General features: G+C 59.3%; 24 protein-coding genes and 1 tRNA gene. 3 read left to right on the plus strand and 22 right to left on the minus strand.

Going from position 1 to position 25,025, the window contains the following annotated elements; translation table 11 throughout:
- Nucleotides 1–8: 8 nt before the first annotated feature.
- Both CS390_RS21820 and CS390_RS21825 read left to right on the plus strand, forming a co-directional pair.
- Nucleotides 9–521 (plus strand): DUF3299 domain-containing protein, encoded by a 513-nt coding sequence (locus CS390_RS21820; protein ID WP_065759179.1) that lies wholly within the window; start codon nt 9–11, stop codon nt 519–521.
- 109 nt (nt 522–630) lie between these two features.
- On the plus strand, nt 631–1,308 hold the full coding sequence (locus tag CS390_RS21825; RefSeq protein ID WP_099775951.1) for an OmpW family protein: 678 nt from the start codon (nt 631–633) through the stop codon (nt 1,306–1,308).
- A 48-nt stretch (nt 1,309–1,356) separates the two neighbouring features.
- On the opposite strand, the gene CS390_RS21830 is transcribed toward CS390_RS21825, so the two are convergent.
- The 11 genes from CS390_RS21830 to CS390_RS21885 all read right to left on the minus strand — a co-directional run bounded on the left by CS390_RS21830 (nt 1,357) and on the right by CS390_RS21885 (nt 14,673).
- A complete protein-coding gene (locus tag CS390_RS21830; RefSeq protein WP_099775953.1) occupies nt 1,357–2,286 on the minus strand; it encodes an NAD-dependent epimerase/dehydratase family protein in 930 nt (309 codons plus the stop codon).
- A complete protein-coding gene (locus CS390_RS21835) occupies nt 2,279–3,163 on the minus strand; it encodes a sugar nucleotide-binding protein (protein WP_065759182.1) in 885 nt (294 codons plus the stop codon). Before CS390_RS21835 ends, CS390_RS21830 begins: the two co-directional genes overlap by 8 nt.
- A gap of 78 nt (nt 3,164–3,241) precedes the next feature.
- A tRNA-Sec gene (locus CS390_RS21840) sits at nt 3,242–3,337 on the minus strand.
- A 3-nt stretch (nt 3,338–3,340) separates the two neighbouring features.
- A complete protein-coding gene (gene selB, locus CS390_RS21845) occupies nt 3,341–5,263 on the minus strand; it encodes a selenocysteine-specific translation elongation factor (RefSeq protein ID WP_099775955.1) in 1,923 nt (640 codons plus the stop codon).
- Nucleotides 5,260–6,690: an L-seryl-tRNA(Sec) selenium transferase gene (selA, locus tag CS390_RS21850; RefSeq protein ID WP_099775957.1), complete on the minus strand. Its 1,431-nt coding sequence runs from the start codon at nt 6,688–6,690 to the stop codon at nt 5,260–5,262. Before selA ends, selB begins: the two co-directional genes overlap by 4 nt.
- Before the next feature lie 92 nt (nt 6,691–6,782).
- Nucleotides 6,783–7,706: a formate dehydrogenase accessory protein FdhE gene (gene fdhE, locus CS390_RS21855; RefSeq protein WP_099775959.1), complete on the minus strand. Its 924-nt coding sequence runs from the start codon at nt 7,704–7,706 to the stop codon at nt 6,783–6,785.
- 4 nt (nt 7,707–7,710) lie between these two features.
- Entirely contained in the window at nt 7,711–8,364 is a 654-nt protein-coding gene (locus CS390_RS21860) for a formate dehydrogenase subunit gamma (RefSeq protein WP_099775961.1), read from the minus strand.
- Nucleotides 8,361–9,311: a formate dehydrogenase subunit beta gene (gene fdxH / locus CS390_RS21865; RefSeq protein WP_099775963.1), complete on the minus strand. Its 951-nt coding sequence runs from the start codon at nt 9,309–9,311 to the stop codon at nt 8,361–8,363. Before fdxH ends, CS390_RS21860 begins: the two co-directional genes overlap by 4 nt.
- The gene (fdnG, locus tag CS390_RS21870; protein WP_157767163.1) at nt 9,311–12,376 is read right to left on the minus strand and encodes a formate dehydrogenase-N subunit alpha; all 3,066 of its coding nucleotides are present in this window, start codon (nt 12,374–12,376) and stop codon (nt 9,311–9,313) included. The genes fdxH and fdnG overlap by 1 nt, the downstream gene beginning before the upstream one ends.
- A 383-nt stretch (nt 12,377–12,759) precedes the next feature.
- Nucleotides 12,760–13,269: a single-stranded DNA-binding protein gene (locus CS390_RS21880; RefSeq protein WP_065759190.1), complete on the minus strand. Its 510-nt coding sequence runs from the start codon at nt 13,267–13,269 to the stop codon at nt 12,760–12,762.
- Nucleotides 13,270–13,278: 9 nt separating this feature from the next.
- Complete coding sequence (locus CS390_RS21885; RefSeq protein WP_065759191.1) at nt 13,279–14,673, minus strand: MFS transporter; 1,395 nt, start codon at nt 14,671–14,673, stop codon at nt 13,279–13,281.
- Between the two features lie 129 nt (nt 14,674–14,802).
- Between CS390_RS21885 and uvrA the strand changes: the two genes are divergently transcribed.
- Nucleotides 14,803–17,637, plus strand: a complete 2,835-nt coding sequence (gene uvrA, locus CS390_RS21890) for an excinuclease ABC subunit UvrA (RefSeq protein ID WP_065759192.1) — start codon at nt 14,803–14,805, stop codon at nt 17,635–17,637.
- 58 nt (nt 17,638–17,695) lie between these two features.
- On the opposite strand, the gene bfr is transcribed toward uvrA, so the two are convergent.
- The 11 genes from bfr to rpmD all read right to left on the minus strand — a co-directional run bounded on the left by bfr (nt 17,696) and on the right by rpmD (nt 25,024).
- On the minus strand, nt 17,696–18,160 hold the full coding sequence (bfr, locus tag CS390_RS21895; protein ID WP_065759193.1) for a bacterioferritin: 465 nt from the start codon (nt 18,158–18,160) through the stop codon (nt 17,696–17,698).
- 155 nt (nt 18,161–18,315) lie between these two features.
- Entirely contained in the window at nt 18,316–19,764 is a 1,449-nt protein-coding gene (locus CS390_RS21900; protein ID WP_099775967.1) for a catalase, read from the minus strand.
- A gap of 172 nt (nt 19,765–19,936) precedes the next feature.
- Nucleotides 19,937–20,323: a 50S ribosomal protein L17 gene (gene rplQ / locus CS390_RS21905; RefSeq protein WP_065759195.1), complete on the minus strand. Its 387-nt coding sequence runs from the start codon at nt 20,321–20,323 to the stop codon at nt 19,937–19,939.
- A 41-nt stretch (nt 20,324–20,364) separates the two neighbouring features.
- Nucleotides 20,365–21,366, minus strand: a complete 1,002-nt coding sequence (rpoA, locus tag CS390_RS21910; RefSeq protein WP_017901544.1) for a DNA-directed RNA polymerase subunit alpha — start codon at nt 21,364–21,366, stop codon at nt 20,365–20,367.
- Between the two features lie 22 nt (nt 21,367–21,388).
- The gene (gene rpsD / locus CS390_RS21915; RefSeq protein WP_065759196.1) at nt 21,389–22,009 is read right to left on the minus strand and encodes a 30S ribosomal protein S4; all 621 of its coding nucleotides are present in this window, start codon (nt 22,007–22,009) and stop codon (nt 21,389–21,391) included.
- Between the two features lie 15 nt (nt 22,010–22,024).
- On the minus strand, nt 22,025–22,414 hold the full coding sequence (rpsK, locus tag CS390_RS21920) for a 30S ribosomal protein S11 (protein WP_065759197.1): 390 nt from the start codon (nt 22,412–22,414) through the stop codon (nt 22,025–22,027).
- Nucleotides 22,415–22,444: 30 nt separating this feature from the next.
- Nucleotides 22,445–22,801: a 30S ribosomal protein S13 gene (gene rpsM, locus CS390_RS21925; protein WP_065759198.1), complete on the minus strand. Its 357-nt coding sequence runs from the start codon at nt 22,799–22,801 to the stop codon at nt 22,445–22,447.
- 131 nt (nt 22,802–22,932) lie between these two features.
- Complete coding sequence (gene rpmJ / locus CS390_RS21930; RefSeq protein WP_002555468.1) at nt 22,933–23,049, minus strand: 50S ribosomal protein L36; 117 nt, start codon at nt 23,047–23,049, stop codon at nt 22,933–22,935.
- Nucleotides 23,050–23,077: 28 nt separating this feature from the next.
- Complete coding sequence (secY, locus tag CS390_RS21935) at nt 23,078–24,409, minus strand: preprotein translocase subunit SecY (RefSeq protein ID WP_065759199.1); 1,332 nt, start codon at nt 24,407–24,409, stop codon at nt 23,078–23,080.
- Nucleotides 24,410–24,844, minus strand: a complete 435-nt coding sequence (gene rplO / locus CS390_RS21940; RefSeq protein WP_065759200.1) for a 50S ribosomal protein L15 — start codon at nt 24,842–24,844, stop codon at nt 24,410–24,412. It lies immediately after the preceding gene.
- Between the two features lie 3 nt (nt 24,845–24,847).
- Complete coding sequence (rpmD, locus tag CS390_RS21945) at nt 24,848–25,024, minus strand: 50S ribosomal protein L30 (RefSeq protein ID WP_010220317.1); 177 nt, start codon at nt 25,022–25,024, stop codon at nt 24,848–24,850.
- Nucleotide 25,025: the final 1 nt, after the last annotated feature.

Consider the following 25,025-nt stretch of genomic DNA (forward strand, 5'->3'; position numbering starts at 1 on the left):
CAATACCCATGGCCCGCGCCTTGTTCTTGTTGCTACTGGTTGCCACACCGCTGTGGGCGGGCGAACCCCGCACCCTGGAATGGCCACAGCTGATCCCTCCTGGCGCACCGGTGATCGAGCCGCAGATGGCACCCTTGCATGACCTGTCACAACTGGGCAATGCGCTGGCGGCAGAGAGTGCCCCGGCAGCGCACCAGCAAGCACCGGATGCGCCGGTCGTCCAGGCGCTGGACGGTCAGCAGGTCAAGCTACCTGGCTACATCGTACCGCTGGAGGTCAACGAGGAGGGGCGTACGACTGAGTTCCTTCTGGTGCCTTACTACGGCGCGTGCATTCATGTGCCTCCGCCCCCGTCCAACCAGATCGTGCATGTGGTCAGTGAGCTCGGCATCAAGGTCGAGGAGCTTTACCAGCCGTACTGGATCGAAGGCCCGATGCGTGTCCAGTCGTCGAGCAGTGAGCTGGCTGAAGCGGGTTATCAGATGGACGCCGAGAAAATCTACGCCTATGAACTACAATAACAGCCGCTCTGGAGCGCTATCGCGGTTTCATTGAGCTGAGTCAAATTCTCCCCGCTGCTGGCTCTTTACCATTGGCACATTACATTCTAAATGTCCTTTGGGAGCTTCCATGAACAAGTCCTTGCTTGGCGCCTCGCTGATTGCCCTGGCGCTTACAGCCCCTGTTGCCCACGCCCACAAGGCGGGTGAATTTATTATGCGTGCTGGCGCTATCACCACCGCTCCTAACGAAGACAGCGGCAACCTCAAGCTGGACGGCAACAAGGTTCCCGGCACCAAAGCGACGCTGGACAGCGATACCCAACTGGGCTTGACCTTCGCCTACATGCTGACCGACCACGTTGGCCTGGAACTGCTGGCAGCGACGCCATTCCAGCACACCGTTAGCGTCAAGGGCGCAGGCCTGGACGGCAAACTGGGCGACATCAAGCAACTGCCACCGACCCTGTCGCTGCAGTACTACCCGCTTGACGCGAGCTCCAAGTTCCAGCCGTATGCCGGTATCGGCCTGAACTACACCATGTTCTTCGATGAAGACCTGAGCAGCAACCGCAAGGCCCAGGGCTTCAGCAACCTGAAACTGAAGGACTCGGTGGGCCTGGCTGGCCAACTGGGCATGGACTACATGCTGACCGACAACTTCCTGGTCAACGCCGCGGTCTGGTATGTCGACATCGACACCGAGGCCAGCATCGATGGCCCGAGCGCGCTGACCGTAGGCAAGACCAAGGTCGACGTGGATGTCGATCCATGGGTCTACATGGTCGGCGTCGGCTACAAGTTCTAAGGCTTGGCCTTAATCAAAAAACGGCGATTAAATCGCCGTTTTTTTGTTTCAGCGCCCCAGAAGCCGGGCAAGGCCTTCGGCCATTGGCGTAGGTTCAGGAAAGCGGAAGCGCTGCAGCAGACGGGTATTGTCAGCACGCGAATGGCGGATATCGCCAGAACGCGCAGGCCCATGACTGATCGCAGGCAAGCTGCCGACCACCGTTTTCAGGGCAGCCAACAGTTGATTCAACGAGGTGGCCTGATTCAAGCCGACGTTCACTGCACCTTCTTCCACCTGATCCAGCGTCAGCGCCTGCAGCATCACACTCACCAGATCACCGACATAGACGAAGTCGCGGGTCTGCTCGCCATCACCAAACACAGTAATGGGCTGCCCGCTGAGCGCCCGCTCGCTGAAGATGCTGATCACGCCCGAATACGGCGATGAAGGGTCCTGGCGCGGACCGAAAATATTGAAGAAGCGAAACACTACGGGCTCCAGGCCATGCTGACGGCGGTAGAAGTCCAGGTAGTGTTCACTGGCCAACTTATCCACGGCATAAGGCGTGAGGGGCGCCTTGGGCGTCTCCTCACTGATCGATTCGCCTTCACCGTTGTTGCCATACACGGCTGCACTGGAGGCAAAGAGCACCCGCCGAATGCCGGCCAGGCGCATGGCCTCACACACATTCAGCGTGCCGATGAAATTGCTCTGGTGAGTTTTCACCGGGTCTTCGACCGACGCCTGGACCGAGGCCACCGCAGCCAGGTGAACCACCGCCTGGCACCCTGCCGCTGCCTGTGCGACCAGCGCCGCGTCGGCGACATCGCCTTCGATCAGTTGCAGCTTGGGGTGCTGCAACTGCAGGTTGCTGCGCTTGCCAGTGGACAGGTCATCCAGCACCCGCACCGCGTAGCCGTTTGCCAACAACGCGTCGCTCAAGTGAGAGCCGATGAAGCCTGCGCCGCCGGTAATCAGAATAGGTGCATCAGCCATGTCGGTAGAATCGATCCAGTAGTGTCGGCAGGCCAGCACGCCAGGCGCGCGGCTTGATACCGAAGGTGTGCAGAATTTTCTTGCAGGCCAGTACCGCGTGCTGTGGCTCTTCAGCCGCATCCGGGCGTGCCGCGTGCGCCTGTGCAGTCGGTGCTTCGACAGCAAGCTTGTGAAGCTGCGAGGCCTCACTGAGAATCGCCTGGCCTAGCGCGAGCGGCGTAGTCGCCTCATTGCCCGCGTAATGGTAAGTGCCCCACAGTGGGGCCGCGCAATCCAGCTGCTTGAGCACGGAGAGAATGACCCGTGCGGCATCATCGACCGGCGTCGGGTTTCCACGCCGGTCGTCCGCCAGCAGTAACTCCTGAGCCTGTTCGGCGCGCGTCAGGAAGCGCCCAAGAACGCCGTCCAGGCTTTCGTCGAGCAACCAGCCAAAGCGCAGCAGTACATGCTGCGGGCAGGTGGCGCGGACGCTCTGCTCGATCCGCCAGAGCGCTTGCCCGCGCAGGCCCAACGGCACTGGCTCGTCCTTCTCACTGTAGGCCGTGGCCCGAGAGCCATCGAACACGCGGTAGCTGGAAGGCTGTACCAGGATAATGCCGTGGTGCTGGCACAGCTCAGCCAGACGCTCTACCGAGCGCTCCTGCTGTGCCAGTCGTTGCTCGCTGACCGACTCGGCCTGAAACCAGTCGAAATAATAAGCCAGATTCACCAACGCATCGGGGCGGGTATCATCCAGTAACTGGGTCAGGCTGGCAGCGTCCCACCCCTTATCCGGCGGACGCGGCGCCAGAAAGCCGATGTCTTCCTCGGCTCCAAGGCGAATCAGCGCTTGCCCGAGGGCACTTCCACCACCCAACAGCATCAGGCGCATTCGCATAGAGTCAGCAGGTCCGGTCAGAAATAGGGGAAAGCGGATATTTTGCGGCTTCCTGCGGGGGATGTCCAACCTGCGGGTTGGCGGAAGGCAGCGGGAGTCGAACCTGCCCGGGAACGGCTGCCGTCCCCAACCGGGTTTGAAGCCCGGCCGCGCCACCGGGCGCGATTGCCTTCCTTGTCATACGTCGCGGGGTACGTGGGCCAGCGCATTGTCCTGCCGTATGCGACGCTGGTCGCCGAGACGGCGGGTCAAGCCGACACGGTCGAAATACTCGAGAATCTGAATACTGCGTTTACGGCCGATCCCCAGCACATCGCGAAAACGCACCACCTGCACACTCAGGTCCTCGGTAGCCACCTGCATGAGCATAGCCGCCATTTGTCGCACTGTGGCGTCCGGGTAAAACAGGTCGCGCACCACCTGATGAACTTGCCCCAAGCGCGCCATCTTGCGTAACAGCAGCCGTACCGCAGCCTCCTCGCTGTGGGTTGCACGGGCCAGGTCACGCACCCAGGGCGGGTCGAAACCGGACGCCTGCACGTACGGCTGCAACTGCGCCCACAACGCCATGTCCGCATCGCTCAGACGCGCCTGGTGTTCCGGCAAGTGCAACCAAGGCCCACTGCTGGCAAGTAACCCGGCGGCCAGCATCTCCTCAATCAAGCTGATGAACACCGGGCGCTCCAACGGCAACGCCACGAAACGTCGCAAGCGGTCACGGTCTGGGCCTAGTTGATCGGGCTCCAGCGTATGAAACCGGGCCAATTGCACCAGCACCTCCTGCTTGAGCGCCTGCCAATGGGCTGTCGCGAACAACCGTGCGCCCTGGCGCGTGGCAACAACACTGACGTCCTCAGGTAAACGCCAACTGCTGCGCAGGCGATTGAACTGACGCTCCAGCTGTTGCGGGTCCAGCCCGGTCGCACCCTGCGCAAGCAGGGCCGGCAGCGCCTGCTCCAGGCTCTCGGCCTCGGCCAGCGCGTGCAACTGCGCCAGCCGCGCCGGGCTGCGACGCTGCCTGGCCGGGGCAAAGGGGTCCAGCACCTTACCGCCACCGAGGGTGCGCTGAGCGCGCTGGTCGCGCAGCACAAGGTGATCACCATGCACGGCGTGCAATGGGGCGTTGAGCAGCAGTTGCGCGAACATGCGTCCACCGGGCGCCAGGTATTCCCCCTGCAACAGAGCGACCCTGGCGGTGACATCCTGGGTGCCAAGGTGCACATGCACCGAACTGAAATGCTCAAACTGGCGTGTTTCGCTGCCCAGCAACTGCAACTCGATATCCACACGCTGAGTCGTGGCATACAACCACTCGGCCAGTAGCCAATCACCCCGGTGAATCTGCTCTATCCCCAGGCGCTCGGCACTGATGTTCAAGGCCACCCGCTGCCCGGCCCATGCTTCGACTGCGGCCTGGTTCTGGGCATGCAGGCCACGCACGCGCACCGGTTTGCCGGCCCTGCCCAACAGCAACGTGTCACCCACCTGCACATGTCCGGCCAATGCCGTGCCGGTCACCACAATACCTGCGCCAGTAACGCTGAATGCGCGGTCGATGGCCAGGCGAAAACCTCCTGCACTGCTGCGCCGTTGAACGTCACGCTGCGCGCTCAAGAGCGCCTGACGCAGTGCTTCGATACCGCTACCAGACACACTCGACACCACGAATTGAGCTGCGCCCGCATAAGGCCCTGGCGCCAGCAAGGTGCGCACCTCGCGCTGCACCTCCTGCACCCTGGCAGGCTCGACGCGGTCACACTTGCTGATGACCACCAGCGCCCTGGGGATACCCAGCAGCTCGACAATCGCCAGATGCTCACGGGTCTGCGGCATCACCCCGTCGTCGGCCGCTACGACCAACAACACAAGGTCAATACCGTGCGCCCCGGCGAGCATGTTGTGGATAAACCGCTCATGCCCAGGTACATCAATAAAACCGGTCTGTTCGGCCCCCGCCTGCAACGACGCATAGCGATACCCCAGGTCGATGGTGATACCGCGTTCGCGCTCCTCCCGGCGACGATCACCTGCCTGCCCGGTCAATGCTTCCAGCAGCGCAGTCTTGCCGTGATCGATATGCCCGGCCGTTCCGACAATCACCTTGCCATCGCTCCCTGCCGCAGTTGCGGCAACTGCTCAACCCAGCCCGCTTCGTCATCCAACTGGCGCAGGTCCATCCACAACGCATCGTCATCAATGCGCCCAAGCACGGGAATCGGCAAGGCGCGCAAGGCCGCCTCCAGCGCGAGCAAGTGACGCCCGCGCAAACGCTTGGACGCTTGTGCGCGCACACACAGGGCGGCGCTGGGCAAGCGGGCCACAGGCTGACTGCCGCTGCCGATCATGCCGAGTGCGGGTTCCACACTGACCGTCCACAACTCACCCAGCGCGTGCGCCAGCACCGGTGCCAGGCGCTCGGCTTGCGCCAGAATGTCGGCCTGAGGGCGGGTCAGCAGGCGCAGGCTGGGCAAGCGCTCAGCCAGCCGCTCAGGGTTGCGGTACAGACCCAGCACAGCTTCCAGTGCAGCGAGGGTCAACTTATCCACACGCAGGGCACGCTTGAGCGGGTTTTTCTTGATCTGTGCAATCAACGCCTTGCGGCCTACGATCAAGCCCGCCTGAGGCCCACCCAGCAGTTTGTCGCCGCTGAAGGTGACGATATCGGCCCCGTCAGCCAAGGCCTGGCGAACCGTCGGCTCGGCGGGCAGCCCCCAGCGCGTCAGGTCCAGAAGGCTTCCACTGCCCAGGTCCTCCAACAGCGGCAGACCATGCCGGTGGGCCAGTTCCGCCAGCGCTTGGGTCGGTACCTGATGGGTGAACCCCTGGATGCTGTAATTACTGCAATGCACGCGCATCAACAGGCCGCTGCGCGGGCCGATGGCGGCTTCATAGTCACGCGTATGCGTGCGGTTGGTTGTGCCCACTTCATGCAGTTTTACGCCAGCACGCGCCATGATGTCGGGTATCCGAAAGGCGCCACCGATCTCGATCAACTCACCGCGTGAGATGATCCCCTCCTTGCGCGCCCCCAGACTGTTGAGTGCCAGCAACACCGCTGCAGCATTGTTGTTCACCACCGTGACGGCTTCGGCACCGGTGAGCTCAAGGATCAGGTCCTCGATCAAGTCATCGCGGTCGCCGCGCTTGCCGCTCTCCAGGTCAAACTCCAGGTTCAGTGGATAGCGCGCAGCCTGCTGCACTGCATGAATGGCTTCTTCCGGCAGCAGTGCTCGCCCCAGGTTGGTGTGCAACACCGTACCGGTCAGGTTGAACACCCGACGTACCTGGCTTTGATGCTGCACCGCCAAACGCTCACCCACCCTGCCAGCCAGCACCTCGGGTATCAGCTCAATGGCCTCCAACTGCCCCAGCCGAGCGGGTTCTCGCAGGTCATCGAGTACGTGCCGTAGAACACTGAGTAACGCCTCGCGCCCATAGCGCTCCGCCAACGGCTGGCAGGCCGGGCTACGCAACAGGCTATCGACGGAAGGAAGGCGCGCGGGCAGCGGGGCTAAACTGGAAGGCATCAAAGACTCTCCGGTCATCGCGCTCTCGACGCACGGCAGCGGTCGACTCTGCCGACGAAGGGAGCCGGGAACCCTGAGTGTAGCCGCTGGGCTCAGTCCCCTCCTGGCGCCAGCAGCAGGTTCGGTGCCAGGCGCTGATACCCCTCCTGATCCAGACGCAAATCAAGGGCCAGGCTGGCCAGGTCGGCACTCAAGGCTTCCGCTTCGGCGTCATGCTCCAGATAGACCAGTTTCAAATAACTGTTACACCCCGCGCAGCACTCGGCACGCAGCGGTGCCTGGCCGGCAGGGTGGCGGTCATCCTCGAAACTGTAGTAACGCAGCCCCTTGCTCTGTTCGCAGTAGATGCATTTCACCCGAACCACATGCCACTCGCAGGCACACAAGGAGCAGACCAGATAACGCAACCCATTGAATTTGCCCCGATGGCGAATCACCCCTGCCATGGCCGGCGAGCCACAGGCCGGGCATTGCCTGAGGGTATCAACGGGCCTGAGTAGATCTTCCGGCAAACTCAATAGCCAGTGGCTCCAGGCCACTTGCAGCGCAGCACCGAGAAAGGGCACCAAGGCCGCCGGCAGCCCAGCGTACTGCCCGCCGAGCAAGGCCAATGCCCACACCTTGCGCTGCCCGGGGCTGGCAGCGCGCAACTGTGCCAGTGCCGCACGCACAGGTTCCGAAGAGGCCTGATACTGCTGCAGCAATGCCTCCAGGTACGGCTGCCAATCGGCTTCGCGCACCAGGCTGTCTGCGGCCAGCGGTGGCAGACCGTGCTCAAGACACAGGCGGATGCGCTCAGGGTCTGGCGCGCAGATGTCCGGGGGCTGATCCAGCAAGCCTTGCTGGAGCTGACAAAGGCTGGCAGCAAAGCGCAGATAATCAGCCAGAGGATGCCCTGCAGCCATGTGCTCAAGACGCACACGGCGCAGGTCAAACAGGTTCGCAGGAGGCAAATGGATGAACGGCGGGGCACTCGCTGCCGCCTCGATATGGCCCGGTTCAAGGATCCTGCTCAAGCCGTCACCTCTTCTTGCCGATGTGACTGTCCGACCGATCTTCACCGGTCACGTCCCGAAACCATAGCCCATGGTGCTTTTTCGCCCAGGCACGGCTCACCCAACCATGCACCATGGCACCGTTCGAGCCCTTGATCCAGATACCGGCATAGATATGCACGATGATGCTCAATACCAGCACGAATGCAGCCAATGCATGCAGCAGTGTCGCCAGACGAATACTGCCAATGCCGAAATACTGGCTGAAGTAGGCGCGCCAAATCACCACACCGCTGAGCAGCAACACCAGCATGCAAAGCAGCAACGTCCAGAACAGTAGCTTCTGCCCGGCGTTGTACTTACCCACAGGCGGCACGCCCTGCTCTTCATTGCGCATCACCCGGTCGACCCGCCGGAGCCAGAGTCGATCATTCGCCGTGAGCATGTTCGCCCGCCAGAAACGTATTACCAGACCCAGGAACAACACAAACATCAGCACCCCCATAAAAGGGTGCAATATCCGCGTCCAGGGCCCGCCACCAAACAGATGGCTGAGCCAGAACAATGCAGGATGAAACAGCGCCAGCCCGGACAACGCCGCCATGAAGAACAGAATGGCCACCGCCCAGTGGTTGCTGCGCTCATTCGCGGTGTAACGCAGGATCGGTTTGTCTTTCATGGCCGATCCTCCCCTTGTGCCCCGGGCTTGTTCGGATCGAAGACATGCACTGCCGGGTCGACCTCATGCACGCTGGGGTCCTTGCCAGCCGGATGCTCATCGTCCTCGATCCGCTGCGGGCCAATACGCACATAGTGGAAGAACCCCGCCAACACCGCCGCGCCCATGGCCAGCAACGCCAACGGCTTGCTCATGCCCTTCCACAAACCGACCAAGGGGCTGATCACCGGTTGATTCGGCAGGCCAGCGTAGAGCTGAGGCTGATCGGCATGGTGCAGCACGTACATCACATGAGTACCACCAACACCGTCTGGATCGTACAAGCCGGCCTGTTCGAAACCGCGCGACTTGAGATCGACGATGCGTTCGGCGGCATGCTCCTTCATGTCCGCCTTGCTACCAAAGACAATCGCACCGGTTGGGCAGGTTTTGACGCAAGCCGGCTCCAGCCCGACGGCGACCCGATCCGAACACAGGGTGCACTTGTAGGCCTTGTGGTCCTTCTGTGAGATCCGCGGAATATTGAACGGGCAGCCCGTGATGCAGTAACCACAGCCGATACAGTGATCCTGATTGAAGTCGACGATGCCATTGGCGTGCTGGATGATCGCCCCCGGGCTAGGACAAGCCTTCAGGCACCCCGGATCGGCGCAGTGCATGCAACCGTCCTTGCGAATCAACCACTCCAGGTTACCCACCGTATTCTCATGTTCCGTGAAACGCATCAGGGTCCAGGTTTCGGCGCTCAGGTCCTGAGGGTTGTCATAGGTGCCGAGGCTATGCCCAACATCGTCACGCAACTCGTTCCATTCCGAGCACGCCACCTGGCAAGCCTTGCAGCCGATGCACTTGGACGTGTCGATCAGCTTCGCCACCTCCTCTTGCTGGCGCACCGAAGGCGGTAAGGTGGTGGTGGCTGAACGGGCAATAATGTCTTGGCTGGCCATCAGATTTTCTCCAGGTTGACCAGGAACGACTTGGATTCTGGGGTCTGGGTATTACCGTCACCGAGGTACGGCACCAAGGTATTGGTCAGGTAGCCGTGACGGGTGGCGCCGGTGAAGCCCCAGTGCAAGGGAATGCCGATTTGATGCACGGTCTGGTTGTTGACCTGCAGTGGACGGATCCGCTTGGTCACTACGGCCACCGCCTCGATATGCCCTCGCTTGCAGGTCACCCGAACCCGATCCCCTGCGACAATGCCCTTCTCCTTGGCCAGTGCTTCGCCAATTTCAACGAACTGCTCTGGCTGCGTCACGGCGTTGATCGGGCAATGTTTGGTCCAGAAATGGAAGTGCTCGGTCAATCGGTAGCTGGTGGCGGCATAGGGGAAGTCCTTGGCCTGCCCCAGCGAGTCCCAGACCGAATCGAACACGCGTCCGGCCGGGTTGCTGGTCGCCTGCTTGTTGCCCGGGTGCAGCGGGTTGATGCCAATTGGCGTCTCGAACGGTTCGTAGTGCTCGGGGAACGGGCCTTCGGCCATCTTGTCCAGCGCGAAGAAGCGCGCTACCCCTTCGGGGTTCATGATGAACGGGTTCATCCCCGCCTCTGGAGCGACATCCGCTTTGTAGTCCGGCACGTCGGTACCGCCCCAGGTCTTGCCGTTCCACCAGACCAGTCGCTTGTTCGGTGCCCAGGGCTTGCCTTGCAGATCAGCCGAGGCGCGGTTGTACAGAATCCTTCGGTTCATCGGCCAGGCCCATGCCCACCCCAGGTTCTGCTTCATGCCATAGGGATCGCTATTGTCACGCCGGGCCATCTGGTTGCCTTGCTCGGTCCAGCTGCCGCAGAAGATCCAGCAGCCCGAGGCGGTGCTACCGTCGTCCCTGAGCTGGGAGAACCCAGACAGTTGTTGCCCCGCCTTGAACGTCATACCACTGGCGTCGGTGAAGTCGGCGGTGACATAGCCGTTGACCTCCTTGGCGATTTCTTCCGGCGACGGCTCATCCGCTACCTTGTAAGGCCAGTTGAGCTTGAGTATCGGCTCTGCCCAGGCTCCGCCCTCGCGCTGGTAGCGCTCGCGCAAACGCAGGAACAGTTCGCTCATGATCTTCACGTCGGTGCGAGCCTGGCCCGGGCCTTCGGCCCCCTTCCAGTGCCATTGCAGCCAGCGGCTGCTGTTGACCAACGAGCCGTCCTCCTCGGCAAAGCAGGTGGTCGGCAGGCGGATGACCTCGGTCTGGATATTGGCGGTTTCAACGTCGTTGTACGGCCCCACATTGCGCCAGAACTCAGATGTCTCGGTGGCCAACGGGTCCATTACCACCAGCCATTTGAGCTTGGCCAGCGACGCCATTACACGGTTCTTGTCCGGCAGCGCAGCAATCGGGTTGAAGCCCTGGCAGAAATAGCCATTGACCTGCCCCTTGGCCATCATGTCGAACATCTTCAGTACGTCGTAGCCGGGAACATCCAGCTTGGGCAGCCAGTCATAACCCCAGTGGTTTTCCGCTGTCGCATTGGCTCCGTACCAAGCTTTCATCAAGCTGACATGGAACTTGCCGTAGTTCTGCCAATAAGACATCTGCCCGGGACGCAAAGGCTTGAGCGCTCGCTTGGCGATGTAGGCGTCGTAATCCTGCTCGGCATCGGACGGCAGGGTCAGGTAGCCGGGCAACAGATTGGACAACAGGCCCAGGTCTGTCAGCCCCTGGATATTGGAATGCCCACGCAAGGCGTTGACACCGCCGCCAGGCATGCCGACGTTACCCAACAGCAACTGCACCATGGCCGCACTGCGAATGATCTGCGAGCCAATCGAGTGCTGTGTCCAGCCCAGGGCATAGAGGATCGTCATGGTTTTGCCCGGCTGCGAGCAGGTGGCGATCTCTTCCCAGATCTTGCGCATGCTGTCTTCCGGCATGCCGCAAATCTGGCTAGCCAAGGCCGGGGTATAACGGCTGTAGTGCTGCTTCATCAATTGGTAGACACAACGTGGGTTCTGCAGCGTTGGGTCGACCTTGGCAAAGCCATCCTCACCGATCTCATAGCCCCAGCCGGACTTGTCGGTATAAGTGCGTTTGGCTGCGTCGTAACCTGAAAACAGCCCGTCCTCGAAAGCGAAGCCGGCTTTTACGATGAACGAAACATCGGTGTAGTTACGCACGTACTCGTGCTGAATCTTGTCCTCAGTCAACAGGTAATTGATCAACCCGCCCATGAAGGCAATATCACTGCCCGTGCGAATTGGAGCATAGTAATCCGCTACTGAGGCAGTACGGGTGAACCGTGGATCGACCACGATCAAACGAGCCTGGTTGTGCGCCTTGGCTTCGGTCACCCACTTGAAGCCACAAGGGTGGGCTTCAGCAGTATTACCGCCCATCACCAGAATCAGATTCGCGTTGGCGATATCGGTCCAGTGGTTGGTCATGGCTCCACGGCCATACGTCGGGGCAAGACTTGCCACCGTCGGGCCATGTCAGACACGTGCCTGGTTATCGAACCCCAGCATGCCGAAACTGCGAACGACCTTATGGGTCATGTAACCGGCTTCGTTGGACGAAGCGGACGCGGCGAGGAAACCCACCGTCAGCCAGCGGTTGACCGTCTGCCCCTGCGCATTCTTCTGCACAAAGTTGGCGTCACGGTCGGCCTTCATCAGGTCGGTAATGCGATCCAGTGCATCATCCCAGGAGATTCGCGTCCACTCACTGCTGCCCGGCTTGCGCACCTGTGGGTACTGCAACCGGCTAGGGCTGTGGATAAAGTCGAGCAAGCCCGCGCCTTTGGGGCACAACGTGCCGCGATTGACCGGGTGATCGGCGTCGCCTTCGATATGGATGATGTTCTGCGCGACATTCTTGGCTGCATCGCCCTGGCTGTACATGATCAGGCCGCAGCCGACAGAACAGTAAGGGCAAGTGTTGCGGGTCTCGTGGGCGTGGGCCAGCTTGAAGTGGCGCACCTGCTCGGCGAAGGCCGGGGTCGGGGCCATTCCCAGCGCAGCCAGGCTTGAGCCTCCAAGGCCAATAGCGGCGACCTTGAAGAACTGACGACGGTTGAGGTCCATCGTGCACTCCTGATCAGGTTTGGGACGCCTGGAGAAATGCCAGGCATCTCTTGAGCGATCACAGTGGCGACGTTATGGCCATCGCCAGTTGATACTTTAGTCAAGATTGCCCACAGCGTAGTGAAACCGGATCGTCGGTGCCGATCCTATGCAGACGAACGCCCGAATGAGCATCTCTCAGTTCTTTGGCGAACCATTGAACATCCCTGTGCTTTTTGAAAAAGCCGTCCTTCGTGTAAAGCGCATTGCTCGCCTTCACAGACAAAAAAGCCCTGATCTCCTCATGAAGATCAGGGCTTTTCCATTTTAAAACGTACTGCTTGGCCTATAAGGCGCCGGACCACACCACGCCTTGTGAAGCCATTGCATTCAACGTCTATCCATTAGAACGGAATATCATCATCAAAGCTGTCGAAGTCCGGGGCCGGCTGTGGTGCTGGCTGTTGCGGAGCTGGACGCTGTGGTGCCTGCTGTGGGCGTGGCGCCTGCTGACGCGGGGCCTGGTTGTAGTTGTTACCACCACCCTGCGGAGCACCATCCTGGTTCTGTGGACGACCACCCAGCAGCTGCATGGTGCCCTGCATGTCGACGATGATCTCGGTGGTGTAACGCTTGATGCCGTCTTTTTCCCACTCGCGGGTTTGCAGCTTGCCCTCGATGTAGACCTGGGAACCCTTACGCAGGTATTCGCCAGCGATCTCGGCAACCTTGCCGAACATCGATACGCGGTGCCACTCGGTGCGCTCGACCTTCTGACCGGTTTGCTTGTCGGTCCACTGCTCGCTGGTCGCCAGGCTCAGGTTGGTCACGGCGTTACCGTTGGGCAGGTAGCGGACTTCGGGATCCTGGCCGCAAGTACCGACCAATATGACTTTGTTAACCCCACGGGCCATAACGTTCTCCTAGGCTTCGCACGCCGCGGATGCCGGATTGACCAGGCGCTCCAGGGTCGAACGATCCAAAATTTTTGTATCCAGTTTGATATAGATGGCGGCTTCATCTGCCACCACCACTGCGTCGGTCACACCCGGGACGGCCATAAGCCGCTCGGTCAGCCCCGCTTCACGGACGGCCTCGGCCGACAGCGGCATGCGCAGGCTGGTCACGTACGGCGGCTCGCGCATGCCTACCGCAACCACCCACCACAGGGCACAGAGCAACGCACATCCGAGGAAGACCATGCTCAAGCCACCGTGCTGGAACAACCAGCCACCGATAATTCCCCCTAGCGCGGCACCCAGGAACTGACTGGTGGAGTAAACCCCCATTGCAGTTCCCTTGCCACCGGCAGGCGACACCTTACTTACCAGCGAAGGCAACGACGCCTCCAACAGGTTGAAGGCGGTGAAGAATATCACGGTGCCGATCACCAGTTCTTGCAAGTTGTCTGCCGATACCCAGAAGAATAGTTCAGTGAGCATCAATACACTCACCGCCCCGAGCAACACACGCTTCATCTTGCGCTTTTTTTCGCCGTAGATGATGAACGGAATCATTGCGAAGAATGAAATGAGCAGGGCCGTCAGGTACACCCACCAGTGCTCCTCCTTCGGCAAGCCGCCACGCTCGACGAGCGCCAGCGGCAAGGCCACGAAACTGGCCATCAGGATGGCGTGCAGAACAAAGATACCGACATCCAAACGCAACAGATCAGGGTGCCGCAAGGTCGGGCCAAGTGCCTGTTTCGCCACACCCGACTCACGGTGCTGCAAGGCGCCGTGGGAGGCTGGAACGACGAACGCGATCAGCGCGATGCCGACAAGCGCCATCGCCGCTGTGGCCAGAAACAACCCCGACAAGCCAAAGGCCCGCGTCAGCAAGGGCCCTACCACCATGGCCACCGCAAAGGACAAGCCGATACTCATGCCAATCATGGCCATGGCCTTGGTTCGATGTTGCTCACGGGTCAAATCCGACAGCAGCGCCATGACTGCCGCCGAAATAGCACCGGCGCCTTGCAGGACGCGCCCGGCAATCACGCCCCAAATGCTATCGGCGTTGGCTGCCAGCACACTCCCCAGGGCAAAGATGACCAGGCCGAGGTAAATAACCGGACGCCGACCAATCCGATCGGAAATGATCCCGAACGGGATCTGCAGGAATGCCTGGGTCAGGCCATAGGCACCAATGGCCAGGCCAATCAGTGCCGGCGTGGCGCCGGCCAGGTCCATGCCATAGGTCGCCAGAACCGGCAACACCATGAACATGCCTAGCATACGGAATGCGAACACCAGTGCCAGGCCGCTTGCGGCGCGAGTCTCGCTACCACTCATGCGTTCGCTGTGGGGATCGTGCATGGATAAACCTCGTGTGAACCGGCGGCGATTCTACCAGCCCGATCGATTGTCAGCATATACGTGACGCTTTGCCGCGTGCTGGCATGCAGCCTTATACTCACCGGTTTATGCCCGCCAAGCGAGGCCGCAGTGGACAAGATCCTGATTCGTGGGGCACGAACCCACAACCTTAAGAACATCGACCTGACCCTGCCCCGGGACAAACTGATCGTCATCACCGGCCTGTCTGGCTCCGGAAAGTCGTCGTTGGCGTTCGACACCCTCTATGCCGAAGGCCAGCGCCGTTATGTCGAATCGCTGTCGGCCTATGCCCGGCAGTTCCTCTCGATGATGGAAAAGCCTGACGTCGACACCATTGAAGGCCTGTCGCCAGCGATTTCCATCGAGCAGAAGTCGACCTCGCACAACCCACGCTCGACTGTCGGCACCATCACCGAAATCTACGACTACCTGCGCCTGCTTTACGCACGTGTTGGTACGCCACGCTGCCCGGACCACGACATTCCGCTGGAAGCACAGACCGTCAGCCAGATGGTCGACCTGGTGTTGGCGCAGCCTGAAGGCAGCAAGCTGATGCTGCTGGCGCCGGTGATTCGAGAGCGCAAGGGCGAACACCTGGCGATCTTCGAGGAGTTGCGCGCTCAGGGCTTTGTCCGCGCCCGGGTCAACGGCAAGCTGTTCGAGCTCGACGAACTGCCCAAGCTGGACAAACAGAAGAAGCACACCATCGAAGTGGTGGTCGATCGCTTCAAGGTGCGTGAGGACCTGCAGCAACGCCTGGCGGAGTCCTTCGAAACGGCTCTGAAGCTGGCCGATGGCATCGCCCTGGTTGCGCCAATGGATGAAGAGCCCGGCGAAGAGCTGATCTTCTCCGCCCGCTTCGCCTGCCCGATCTGCGGCCATGCCATCAGCGAACTGGAACCTAAGCTGTTTTCCTTCAACAACCCCGCCGGCGCATGTCCAACCTGCGACGGCCTCGGCGTGAAACAGTTCTTCGATGTCAAACGTCTGGTCAATAATGAACTGACCTTGGCAGAGGGCGCGATACGCGGCTGGGACCGACGCAACGTCTATTACTTCCAGATGCTTGGCTCCTTGGCCGCGCACTATGGGTTCAGTCTCGAGGTGCCATTCGGCGAGCTGCCAGCCGACCAGCAGAAGGTCATTCTGCACGGCAGCGGCAACCAGAATGTCGACTTCAAGTACCTCAACGACCGCGGCGATATCGTCAAGCGGTCACACCCCTTCGAAGGCATCGTGCCGAACCTGGAGCGCCGCTACCGGGAAACCGAATCGGCCACCGTCCGCGAAGAGTTGGCCAAGTTCCTCAGCACTCAGCCCTGCCCTGACTGCCGCGGCACACGGTTGCGACGCGAAGCACGGCACGTATGGGTTGGCGAGAAAACCCTGCCAGCCGTTACCAGCCTGCCAATCGGCGATGCCAGCGAGTACTTCGGCGGCCTGAAACTGACCGGGCGACGCGGTGAAATCGCCGACAAGATCCTCAAGGAAATCTGTGAGCGCCTGCAGTTCCTGGTGAACGTGGGCCTGGATTACCTGACGCTAGACCGTAGTGCCGACACCCTGTCGGGCGGCGAAGCACAGCGTATTCGGCTAGCCAGCCAGATCGGTGCCGGGTTGGTCGGGGTGATGTATATCCTCGACGAGCCGTCCATCGGCCTGCATCAACGGGACAACGACCGCCTCCTGGCGACCCTCAACCACCTGCGCGATATCGGCAACACCGTGATCGTGGTGGAGCATGACGAGGATGCCATTCGTCTGGCTGACTATGTGGTGGATATTGGGCCTGGTGCTGGCGTACACGGTGGACAAATCGTCGCCGAAGGAACGCCCGCCGAGGTAATGGCACACCCTGACTCGCTGACCGGTAAATACCTCTCGGGCCGGGTCAAAATTGCCGTACCGGCCACCCGCACGCCGCGTGACAAGAAGCGCTCACTGAAGCTCAAGGGCGCGCGCGGCAACAACCTACAGAACGTTGACCTGGAGATTCCGATTGGCCTGCTGACCTGCGTGACCGGCGTTTCCGGCTCAGGCAAGTCAACCCTGATCAACAACACGCTGTTCCCCTTGGCCGCGACCGCCCTTAATGGTGCGACCAGCCTCGAAGCGGCACCGCATAGCAGTTGTGATGGCCTGCAGCACCTAGACAAGGTCGTGGACATCGATCAAAGCCCGATCGGTCGCACGCCGCGCTCCAACCCGGCCACGTATACCGGCCTGTTCACACCGATTCGTGAACTGTTCTCCGGCGTGCCGGAGTCGCGCTCACGCGGCTATGGCCCGGGACGCTTCTCCTTCAACGTCAAGGGCGGACGCTGTGAGGCGTGCCAGGGCGATGGCCTGATCAAAGTCGAGATGCACTTTCTACCTGACATCTATGTGCCGTGCGATGTCTGCAAGAGCAAACGCTACAACCGCGAAACCCTGGAGATCAAATACAAGGGCAAGAACATCCACGAAGTTCTTGAGATGACCATCGAGGAAGCGCGGGAGTTCTTCGATGCGGTACCGGCGCTGGCGCGCAAGCTGCAAACGCTGATGGACGTGGGGCTCTCCTACATCAAGCTGGGGCAATCTGCGACCACCTTGTCCGGTGGTGAGGCTCAGCGGGTGAAGCTGTCGCGCGAACTGTCCAAGCGTGACACCGGCAAGACCCTGTACATCCTCGATGAGCCGACCACCGGTCTGCACTTCGCCGATATTCAGCAGTTGCTCGATGTGCTGCACAGGCTTCGTGACCACGGCAACACCGTGGTAGTGATCGAACACAACCTGGATGTCATCAAGACGGCCGACTGGTTGGTCGATCTCGGCCCGGAGGGTGGCTCCCGAGGAGGCCAGATCATCGCCTGCGGGACGCCTGAAGAGGTCTCGGAGATGGAGCAGTCGCACACAGGTCATTACCTAAAACCGTTGTTACTGCGCGACAGGGCCTGACGCCCATGAAAAAGCCCCTGCCGCGCAAACGGCAGGGGCTTTTTTGCAGCATCGCGAACTACATCTGCGATTGCAGGTAGTTTTCCAGGCCGATGGACTTGATCAGGCCCAACTGCTTCTCCAGCCAGTAGGTGTGATCTTCCTCGGTGTCAGCCAGTTGCGCACGCAAGATATCGCGGCTGATGTAGTCCTTGTGCAGTTCGCACAACTCGATGCCTTTGCACAGTGCTGCACGGACTTTGTACTCGAGGCGCAAATCGGCTGCGAACATATCCGGCACGGTAGCACCGATGTCCAGATCGTCAGGACGCATACGCGGTGTGCCTTCAAGCATGAGAATACGGCGAATCAGGGCGTCAGCGTGTTGTGCCTCTTCTTCCATCTCATGGTTGATACGCTCGTAGAGCTTGCTCAAGCCCCAGTCTTCATACATGCGCGAGTGGATGAAATACTGATCACGTGCCGCCAGTTCTCCCGTCAGCAACGTGTTGAGGTAGTCGATTACGTCCGGGTGACCTTGCATCGCCCTGCTTCTCCCTAAGTGAAAGTGACAGTGTGAACCAGGATGACGGAGAGGTCACTGCGATTAACGTAAAATCAGGTAAAAAGGGGCGCAAACAGTAGTCAATTGCATTGAAAAACCGCCCTAATGCGGGCGGTTCTGCTTATCACTTCGACTTATGCCAGTTTGACCCCCAACGCCTTGGCGACACCTTCACCGTAAGCCGCATCAGCCTTGAGGAAGTGCTGCAACTGACGTTGAACAACATCCTGCGACACACCCTTCATCGCGCCCGCGATATTACTGATCAGCAGCGCTTTCTGTTCACTGTTCATCAAACGGAACAGGGCACCGGCATAGCTGTAGTAGTCACCATCCTCACGATGATCGTAACGGTCCGCAGCGCCATTGAGTGCAAGCGCTGGTTCGGCGTACTGAGGCGCCTGCTTGGGGGCGTTGCTGTAGCTGTTTGGCTCATAGTTCGGTGCTGCTCCGCCATTACTGCCCAGGGCCATCGCACCATCACGCTGGTAACTGTTCACAGGGCTCTTCGGAGCGTTAACAGGCAACTGCTGATGGTTGGTCCCTACACGGTAGCGGTGAGCATCGGCATAAGCGAACACACGCCCCTGCAGCATACGGTCTGGCGATAGGCCAACACCCGGCACCTGATTGCTCGGCGCGAAAGCCGCCTGCTCAACCTCGGCAAAGTAGTTCAGCGGGTTACGATTGAGCTCAAGCTCACCCACTTCAATCAGGGGGAACGCCTTCTGCGACCAGGTCTTGGTGACATCGAATGGGTTATCGCTGTGCGCAGCGGCCTGATCCTCGGTCATGACCTGGATACAGACACTCCATCTAGGGAAGTCGCCTCGTTCAATCGCCTCGAACAGATCCCGCTGGGCGTAATCCGGATCGGTGCCAGCAAGGCGAGTCGCCTCGGCCGGCGCCAGGTTCTTGATACCTTGCTTGGTCTTGAAGTGCCACTTGACCCAATGACGCACACCAGCCGCGTTGATCAGGCTGAAGGTATGGCTACCAAAGCCGTGCATATGACGGTAGCCATCCGGAATGCCCCGATCAGAGAACAGGATGGTGACCTGGTGCAATGCCTCTGGCGAATGCGACCAGAAGTCCCACATCGCCTGCGGGCTCTTCAGGTTACTTTGTGGCAAGCGCTTCTGGGTATGGATGAAGTCGGGGAACTTCAGCGGGTCCCGAATGAAGAAAACCGGCGTGTTGTTGCCCACAATGTCCCAGTTACCTTCCTCGGTGTAGAACTTCACGGCAAACCCACGAGGATCGCGCTCGGTATCGGCAGAGCCCCGCTCGCCGCCCACCGTAGAGAATCGCAGGAACGTTGGCGTCTGCTTGCCTACTGCCTCGAACAGTTTGGCACTGGTGTATTGGCTGATATCCCGGGTGACGGTGAAGGTGCCATAAGCGCCCGAGCCTTTAGCATGTACACGACGCTCCGGAATGTTCTCACGGTTGAAGTGCGCGAGCTTTTCAATCAGGTGAAAATCTTCCAGCAGCAGCGGACCACGTGGGCCGGCAGAACGCGAGTTCTGGTTATCGGCAACCGGAGCACCGCTGGCGGTGGTCAGTGTCTTGTTCTGGCTCATGCTCTCTCCCTTTTCAGAATAATGCTGCCGGCTAGTCGGCTGAGAGGGAGTATTGAGCATGAAGACGACACGATCAAATTCATTAATTGATCAAGATCAATAGCTTATTTCAATCACAATGAAAACAAAAAACCGGGCACTAGGCCCGGTTCCTTGTTTCAGACTGTTCGTCTTACTCAGCAGCTTCTACTACGCCACCGACAGGACGATCAACCAGCTCGACGTACGCCATAGGTGCGTTATCGCCAGCGCGGAAACCGCACTTGAGGATACGCAGGTAGCCGCCCTGACGGGTGGCATAGCGCTTGCCCAGATCGTTGAACAGCTTACCAACGATGGCTTTCGAACGAGTACGGTCGAAGGCCAGACGACGGTTAGCTACGCTGTCTTCCTTGGCCAGGGTGATCAGCGGCTCGGCAACGCGGCGCAGTTCCTTGGCTTTAGGCAGGGTAGTTTTGATCAGCTCGTGCTCGAACAGCGACACCGCCATGTTTTGGAACATGGCTTTGCGGTGCGCGCTGGTGCGGCTCAGGTGACGACCACTTTTACGATGACGCATGGTTCATTCCTTACCAAACTTACGTTCGGTGATTACGACGATCAGGCAGTCGCCTTGTCGTCTTTCTTAAGACTTGCAGGCGGCCAGTTGTCGAGGCGCATGCCGAGGGACAGACCACGGGAAGCCAGAACGTCCTTGATTTCAGTCAGGGACTTCTTACCCAGGTTCGGAGTTTTCAACAGCTCTACTTCGGTGCGCTGAATCAGATCACCGATGTAGTAGATGTTCTCCGCCTTCAGGCAGTTGGCCGAACGTACGGTCAATTCCAGATCGTCAACCGGGCGAAGCAGGATCGGATCGATCTCGTCTTCCTGCTCCACTACCACAGGCTCACTGTCACCTTTGAGGTCGACGAACGCAGCCAACTGCTGTTGCAGAATGGTTGCTGCACGACGGATTGCCTCTTCAGGATCCAGAGTACCGTTGGTTTCCAGATCGATAACCAGCTTATCCAGGTTGGTACGCTGCTCGACACGGGCGTTTTCCACCACGTAGGCGATACGGCGAACCGGGCTGAACGAAGCGTCAAGCTGCAAGCGACCAATGCTGCGGCTCTCATCTTCATCGCTCTGACGCGAATCGGCCGGCTCATAACCACGACCACGAGCTACGGTGAGCTTCATGTTCAAAGCGCCGTTAGACGCCAGGTTAGCGATTACGTGATCGGGGTTAACGATCTCGACATCATGATCCAGCTGAATATCGGCAGCGGTAACCACCCCCGAACCCTTTTTCGACAAGGTCAGCGTAACTTCGTCACGACCATGCAGTTTGATAGCCAGGCCTTTCAGGTTCAACAGGATCTCAATAACATCTTCCTGTACACCTTCAATTGCCGAGTACTCATGGAGTACGCCGTCAATTTCGGCCTCGACTACTGCACAGCCAGGCATAGAGGACAACAGGATGCGACGCAGCGCGTTGCCCAGGGTATGGCCGAAGCCACGCTCGAGAGGCTCGAGCGTGATCTTGGCGCGGGTTGGACTGACGACCTGCACATCAATGTGGCGGGGCGTCAGAAACTCATTTACCGAAATCTGCATGGATGCACCTATTTTCTAGCCCTTACTTGGAGTAGAGCTCGACAATCAGGTTTTCGTTGATGTCGGCAGACAGGTCGCTGCGAGCCGGGACGTTCTTGAAAACACCGGATTTTTTTGCAGCATCTACTTCTACCCACTCAACGCGGCCACGCTGGGCGCACAGTTCAAGGGCTTGAACAATGCGCAGCTGGTTCAACGATTTCTCGCGAACTGCGACCACGTCACCCGGACGAACTTGGTAGGACGGAACGTTTACAGTCTTGCCGTTGATGCTGATCGCTTTATGCGAAACCAGCTGACGGGATTCGGCACGAGTAGCGCCAAAGCCCATACGATAAACGACGTTGTCCAGACGGCACTCGAGCAGTTGCAGCAGGTTCTCGCCGGTAGCACCCTTCTTGGAGGCTGCTTCCTTGTAGTAACCGCTGAACTGACGCTCGAGAACGCCGTAGATACGACGGACTTTTTGCTTCTCACGCAGCTGGGTGCCGTAGTCGGACTGACGACCACGACGCTGACCGTGAATACCTGGGGCTGCTTCGATGTTGCACTTCGATTCCAGAGCGCGAACGCCGCTCTTCAGGAACAGATCAGTGCCTTCACGACGAGACAGTTTGCATTTTGGACCAATGTAACGTGCCATTTATCTGTCTCCTGATTACACGCGGCGCTTCTTCGGCGGACGGCACCCGTTGTGCGGGATTGGCGTCACGTCGGTGATGCTGGCGATCTTATAGCCACAGCTGTTCAAAGCACGAACAGCGGACTCACGACCTGGACCTGGACCCTTGACGTTAACGTCGAGGTTTTTCAGACCGTACTCCAGCGCAGCTTGACCAGCACGCTCTGCAGCAACTTGGGCCGCGAACGGGGTGGATTTGCGCGAACCACGGAAACCCGAACCGCCGGAGGTAGCCCACGACAGTGCGTTACCTTGACGATCGGTGATGGTCACGATGGTGTTGTTGAAAGACGCGTGGATGTGGGCGATCCCATCAACCACTGTCTTTTTGACTTTTTTACGAGGACGAGCAGCAGGTTTTGCCATGTCTATTTTCCTGTCGATTCGCTGGTGCGATTACTTGCGGATCGGCTTACGCGGACCTTTACGGGTACGCGCGTTGGTCTTGGTACGCTGACCGCGTACTGGCAGACCCCGACGATGACGCAGACCGCGGTAGCAGCCCAGGTCCATCAACCGCTTGATTTTCATGTTGATGTCGCGACGCAGATCACCTTCGGTGGTGAACTTCGCAACTTCGCTACGCAGCTGTTCAATCTGCTCGTCGCTCAGATCTTTGATCTTTGCGGCTGGGTTGACCCCAGTCTCTGCACAGATTTTCTGTGCAGTAGTGCGACCAACACCATAGATGTAGGTCAGCGAGATAACAGTGTGCTTGTTATCTGGAATGTTGACGCCTGCAATACGGGCCATTCAGTGGGACTCCAATTGACAGCTACCTACGCCCCGGAAGCCAAGAAATAGGGCGCGAGATAATATCGCTGTAGAAACAAATAATCAACCCAGCAGCGCACTAGCTGCTGGGCTTGAAGCACAGATCACACTCAGCCTTGGCGCTGTTTGTGACGTGGTTCCGCGCTGCAAATTACTCGAACGACACCTTCGCGGCGAATAATTTTGCAGTTACGGCACAGCTTTTTCACCGATGCACGAACTTTCATCACCAACTCCTCGAACCTTAAGGGACTATCAACGCAGCAGACCGCTGCCACCGTAGCCTTTCAGGTTGGCTTTCTTCATCAGGGATTCGTACTGGTGCGAAACGAGGTGCGATTGTACTTGGGACATGAAGTCCATCACAACCACTACCACAATCAGCAACGAGGTCCCGCCAAGGTAGAACGGAACGTTTGCAGCCACCACCAGGAACTGGGGCAGAAGGCAGACGGCCGTCATATAAAGAGCACCGAACATGGTCAAACGGGTCAGAACGCCATCAATGTAGCGCGCCGACTGCTCGCCTGGACGGATGCCCGGAATAAAGGCACCGGACTTCTTCAGGTTTTCCGCTACGTCTTTCGGATTGAACATCAACGCCGTATAGAAGAAGCAGAAGAAAATGATCCCTGCACTAAACAGCAGAATATTCAATGGATGACCAGGAGCGATCGACTCCGAGATGTCCTGCAGCCAGCCCATACCTTCGGACTGACCGAACCAGGCACCCAGCGAAGCCGGGAACAGCAAGATGCTGCTCGCGAAAATGGCTGGGATAACCCCGGCCATGTTCACCTTCAACGGCAGGTGGCTGGTCTGCGCAGCAAAGACCTTACGGCCCTGCTGACGCTTGGCGTAATGAACGGCGATACGACGCTGACCACGCTCAATGAACACCACAAAACCGATGATCGCTACTGCCAGAAGACCGATAACGATCAGGGCGATAATGTTGATATCACCCGTACGCGCAGACTCGAAAGACTGCCCGATTGCTCTCGGAAGACCGGCAACGATACCCGCGAAGATCAACATCGAGATACCGTTGCCGACACCGCGCTCCGTGATCTGCTCACCCAGCCACATCATGAACATCGCGCCCGCCACAAAAGTGGAGACCGCAACGAAATGGAAGCCAAAATCAGCAGAAAACGCTACGCCCTGACCGGCCAAGCCAATAGACATGCCAATAGCTTGAACCAGCGCCAGAACGACGGTGCCGTAGCGGGTGTACTGGCTAATCTTGCGACGGCCAGATTCACCTTCCTTCTTCAACTGCTCCAGCTGCGGGCTCACGGTGGTCATCAGCTGCATGATGATCGATGCCGAAATGTACGGCATGATCCCCAATGCAAAGATGCTCATCCGCTCCAGCGCGCCGCCGGAAAACATGTTGAACAAGCTAAGAATGGTCCCCTCATTCTGTCGAAACAGTTCCGCCAGCCGGTCCGGATTGATACCTGGAACAGGGATGTGTGCGCCGATCCGATAGACGATAATCGCCAGGAACAGAAAACGCAGACGAGCCCAGAGTTCAGACATCCCGCCCTTGCCGAGCGAAGAGAGAGCACCTTGCTTAGCCATTTATTCCTCGAACTTGCCGCCAGCTGCTTCGATAGCCGCACGCGCACCTTTGGTGGCAGCGACGCCCTTGATGGTGACTGCGCGAGTAACTTCACCGGACAGCATGATTTTCACGCGCTGTACGTTTTGGTTAATCACGTTGGCATCCTTCAGGGATTGCACGGTGACGACGTCGCCTTCCACTTTAGCCAGCTCGGACAGACGCACTTCTGCGCGGTCCATGGCTTTCAGCGAAACGAAGCCGAACTTCGGCAGACGACGATGCAGCGGCTGTTGACCGCCTTCAAAGCCTGGAGCGATGGTGCCACCGGAACGGGAGGTCTGACCTTTGTGGCCACGGCCACCAGTCTTACCCAAACCGCTACCGATACCACGACCCGGACGATGCTTCTCGCGACGGGAACCCGGCGCTGGACTCAGATCATTGAGTTTCATCGATTAACCCTCGACGCGCAGCATGTAGTAAGCCTTGTTGATCATCCCGCGGTTCTCGGGAGTATCCAGGACTTCTACAGTGTGACCGATGCGACGCAGACCCAGGCCTTTAACACACAGTTTGTGGTTAGGCAGACGGCCAGCGGTACTTTTGATCAACGTTACTTTAACGGTAGCCATG

It is taken from the genome of Pseudomonas sp. HLS-6, from assembly GCF_002753995.1.
Taxonomy (GTDB): Bacteria; Pseudomonadota; Gammaproteobacteria; order Pseudomonadales; family Pseudomonadaceae; genus Aquipseudomonas; species Aquipseudomonas defluvii.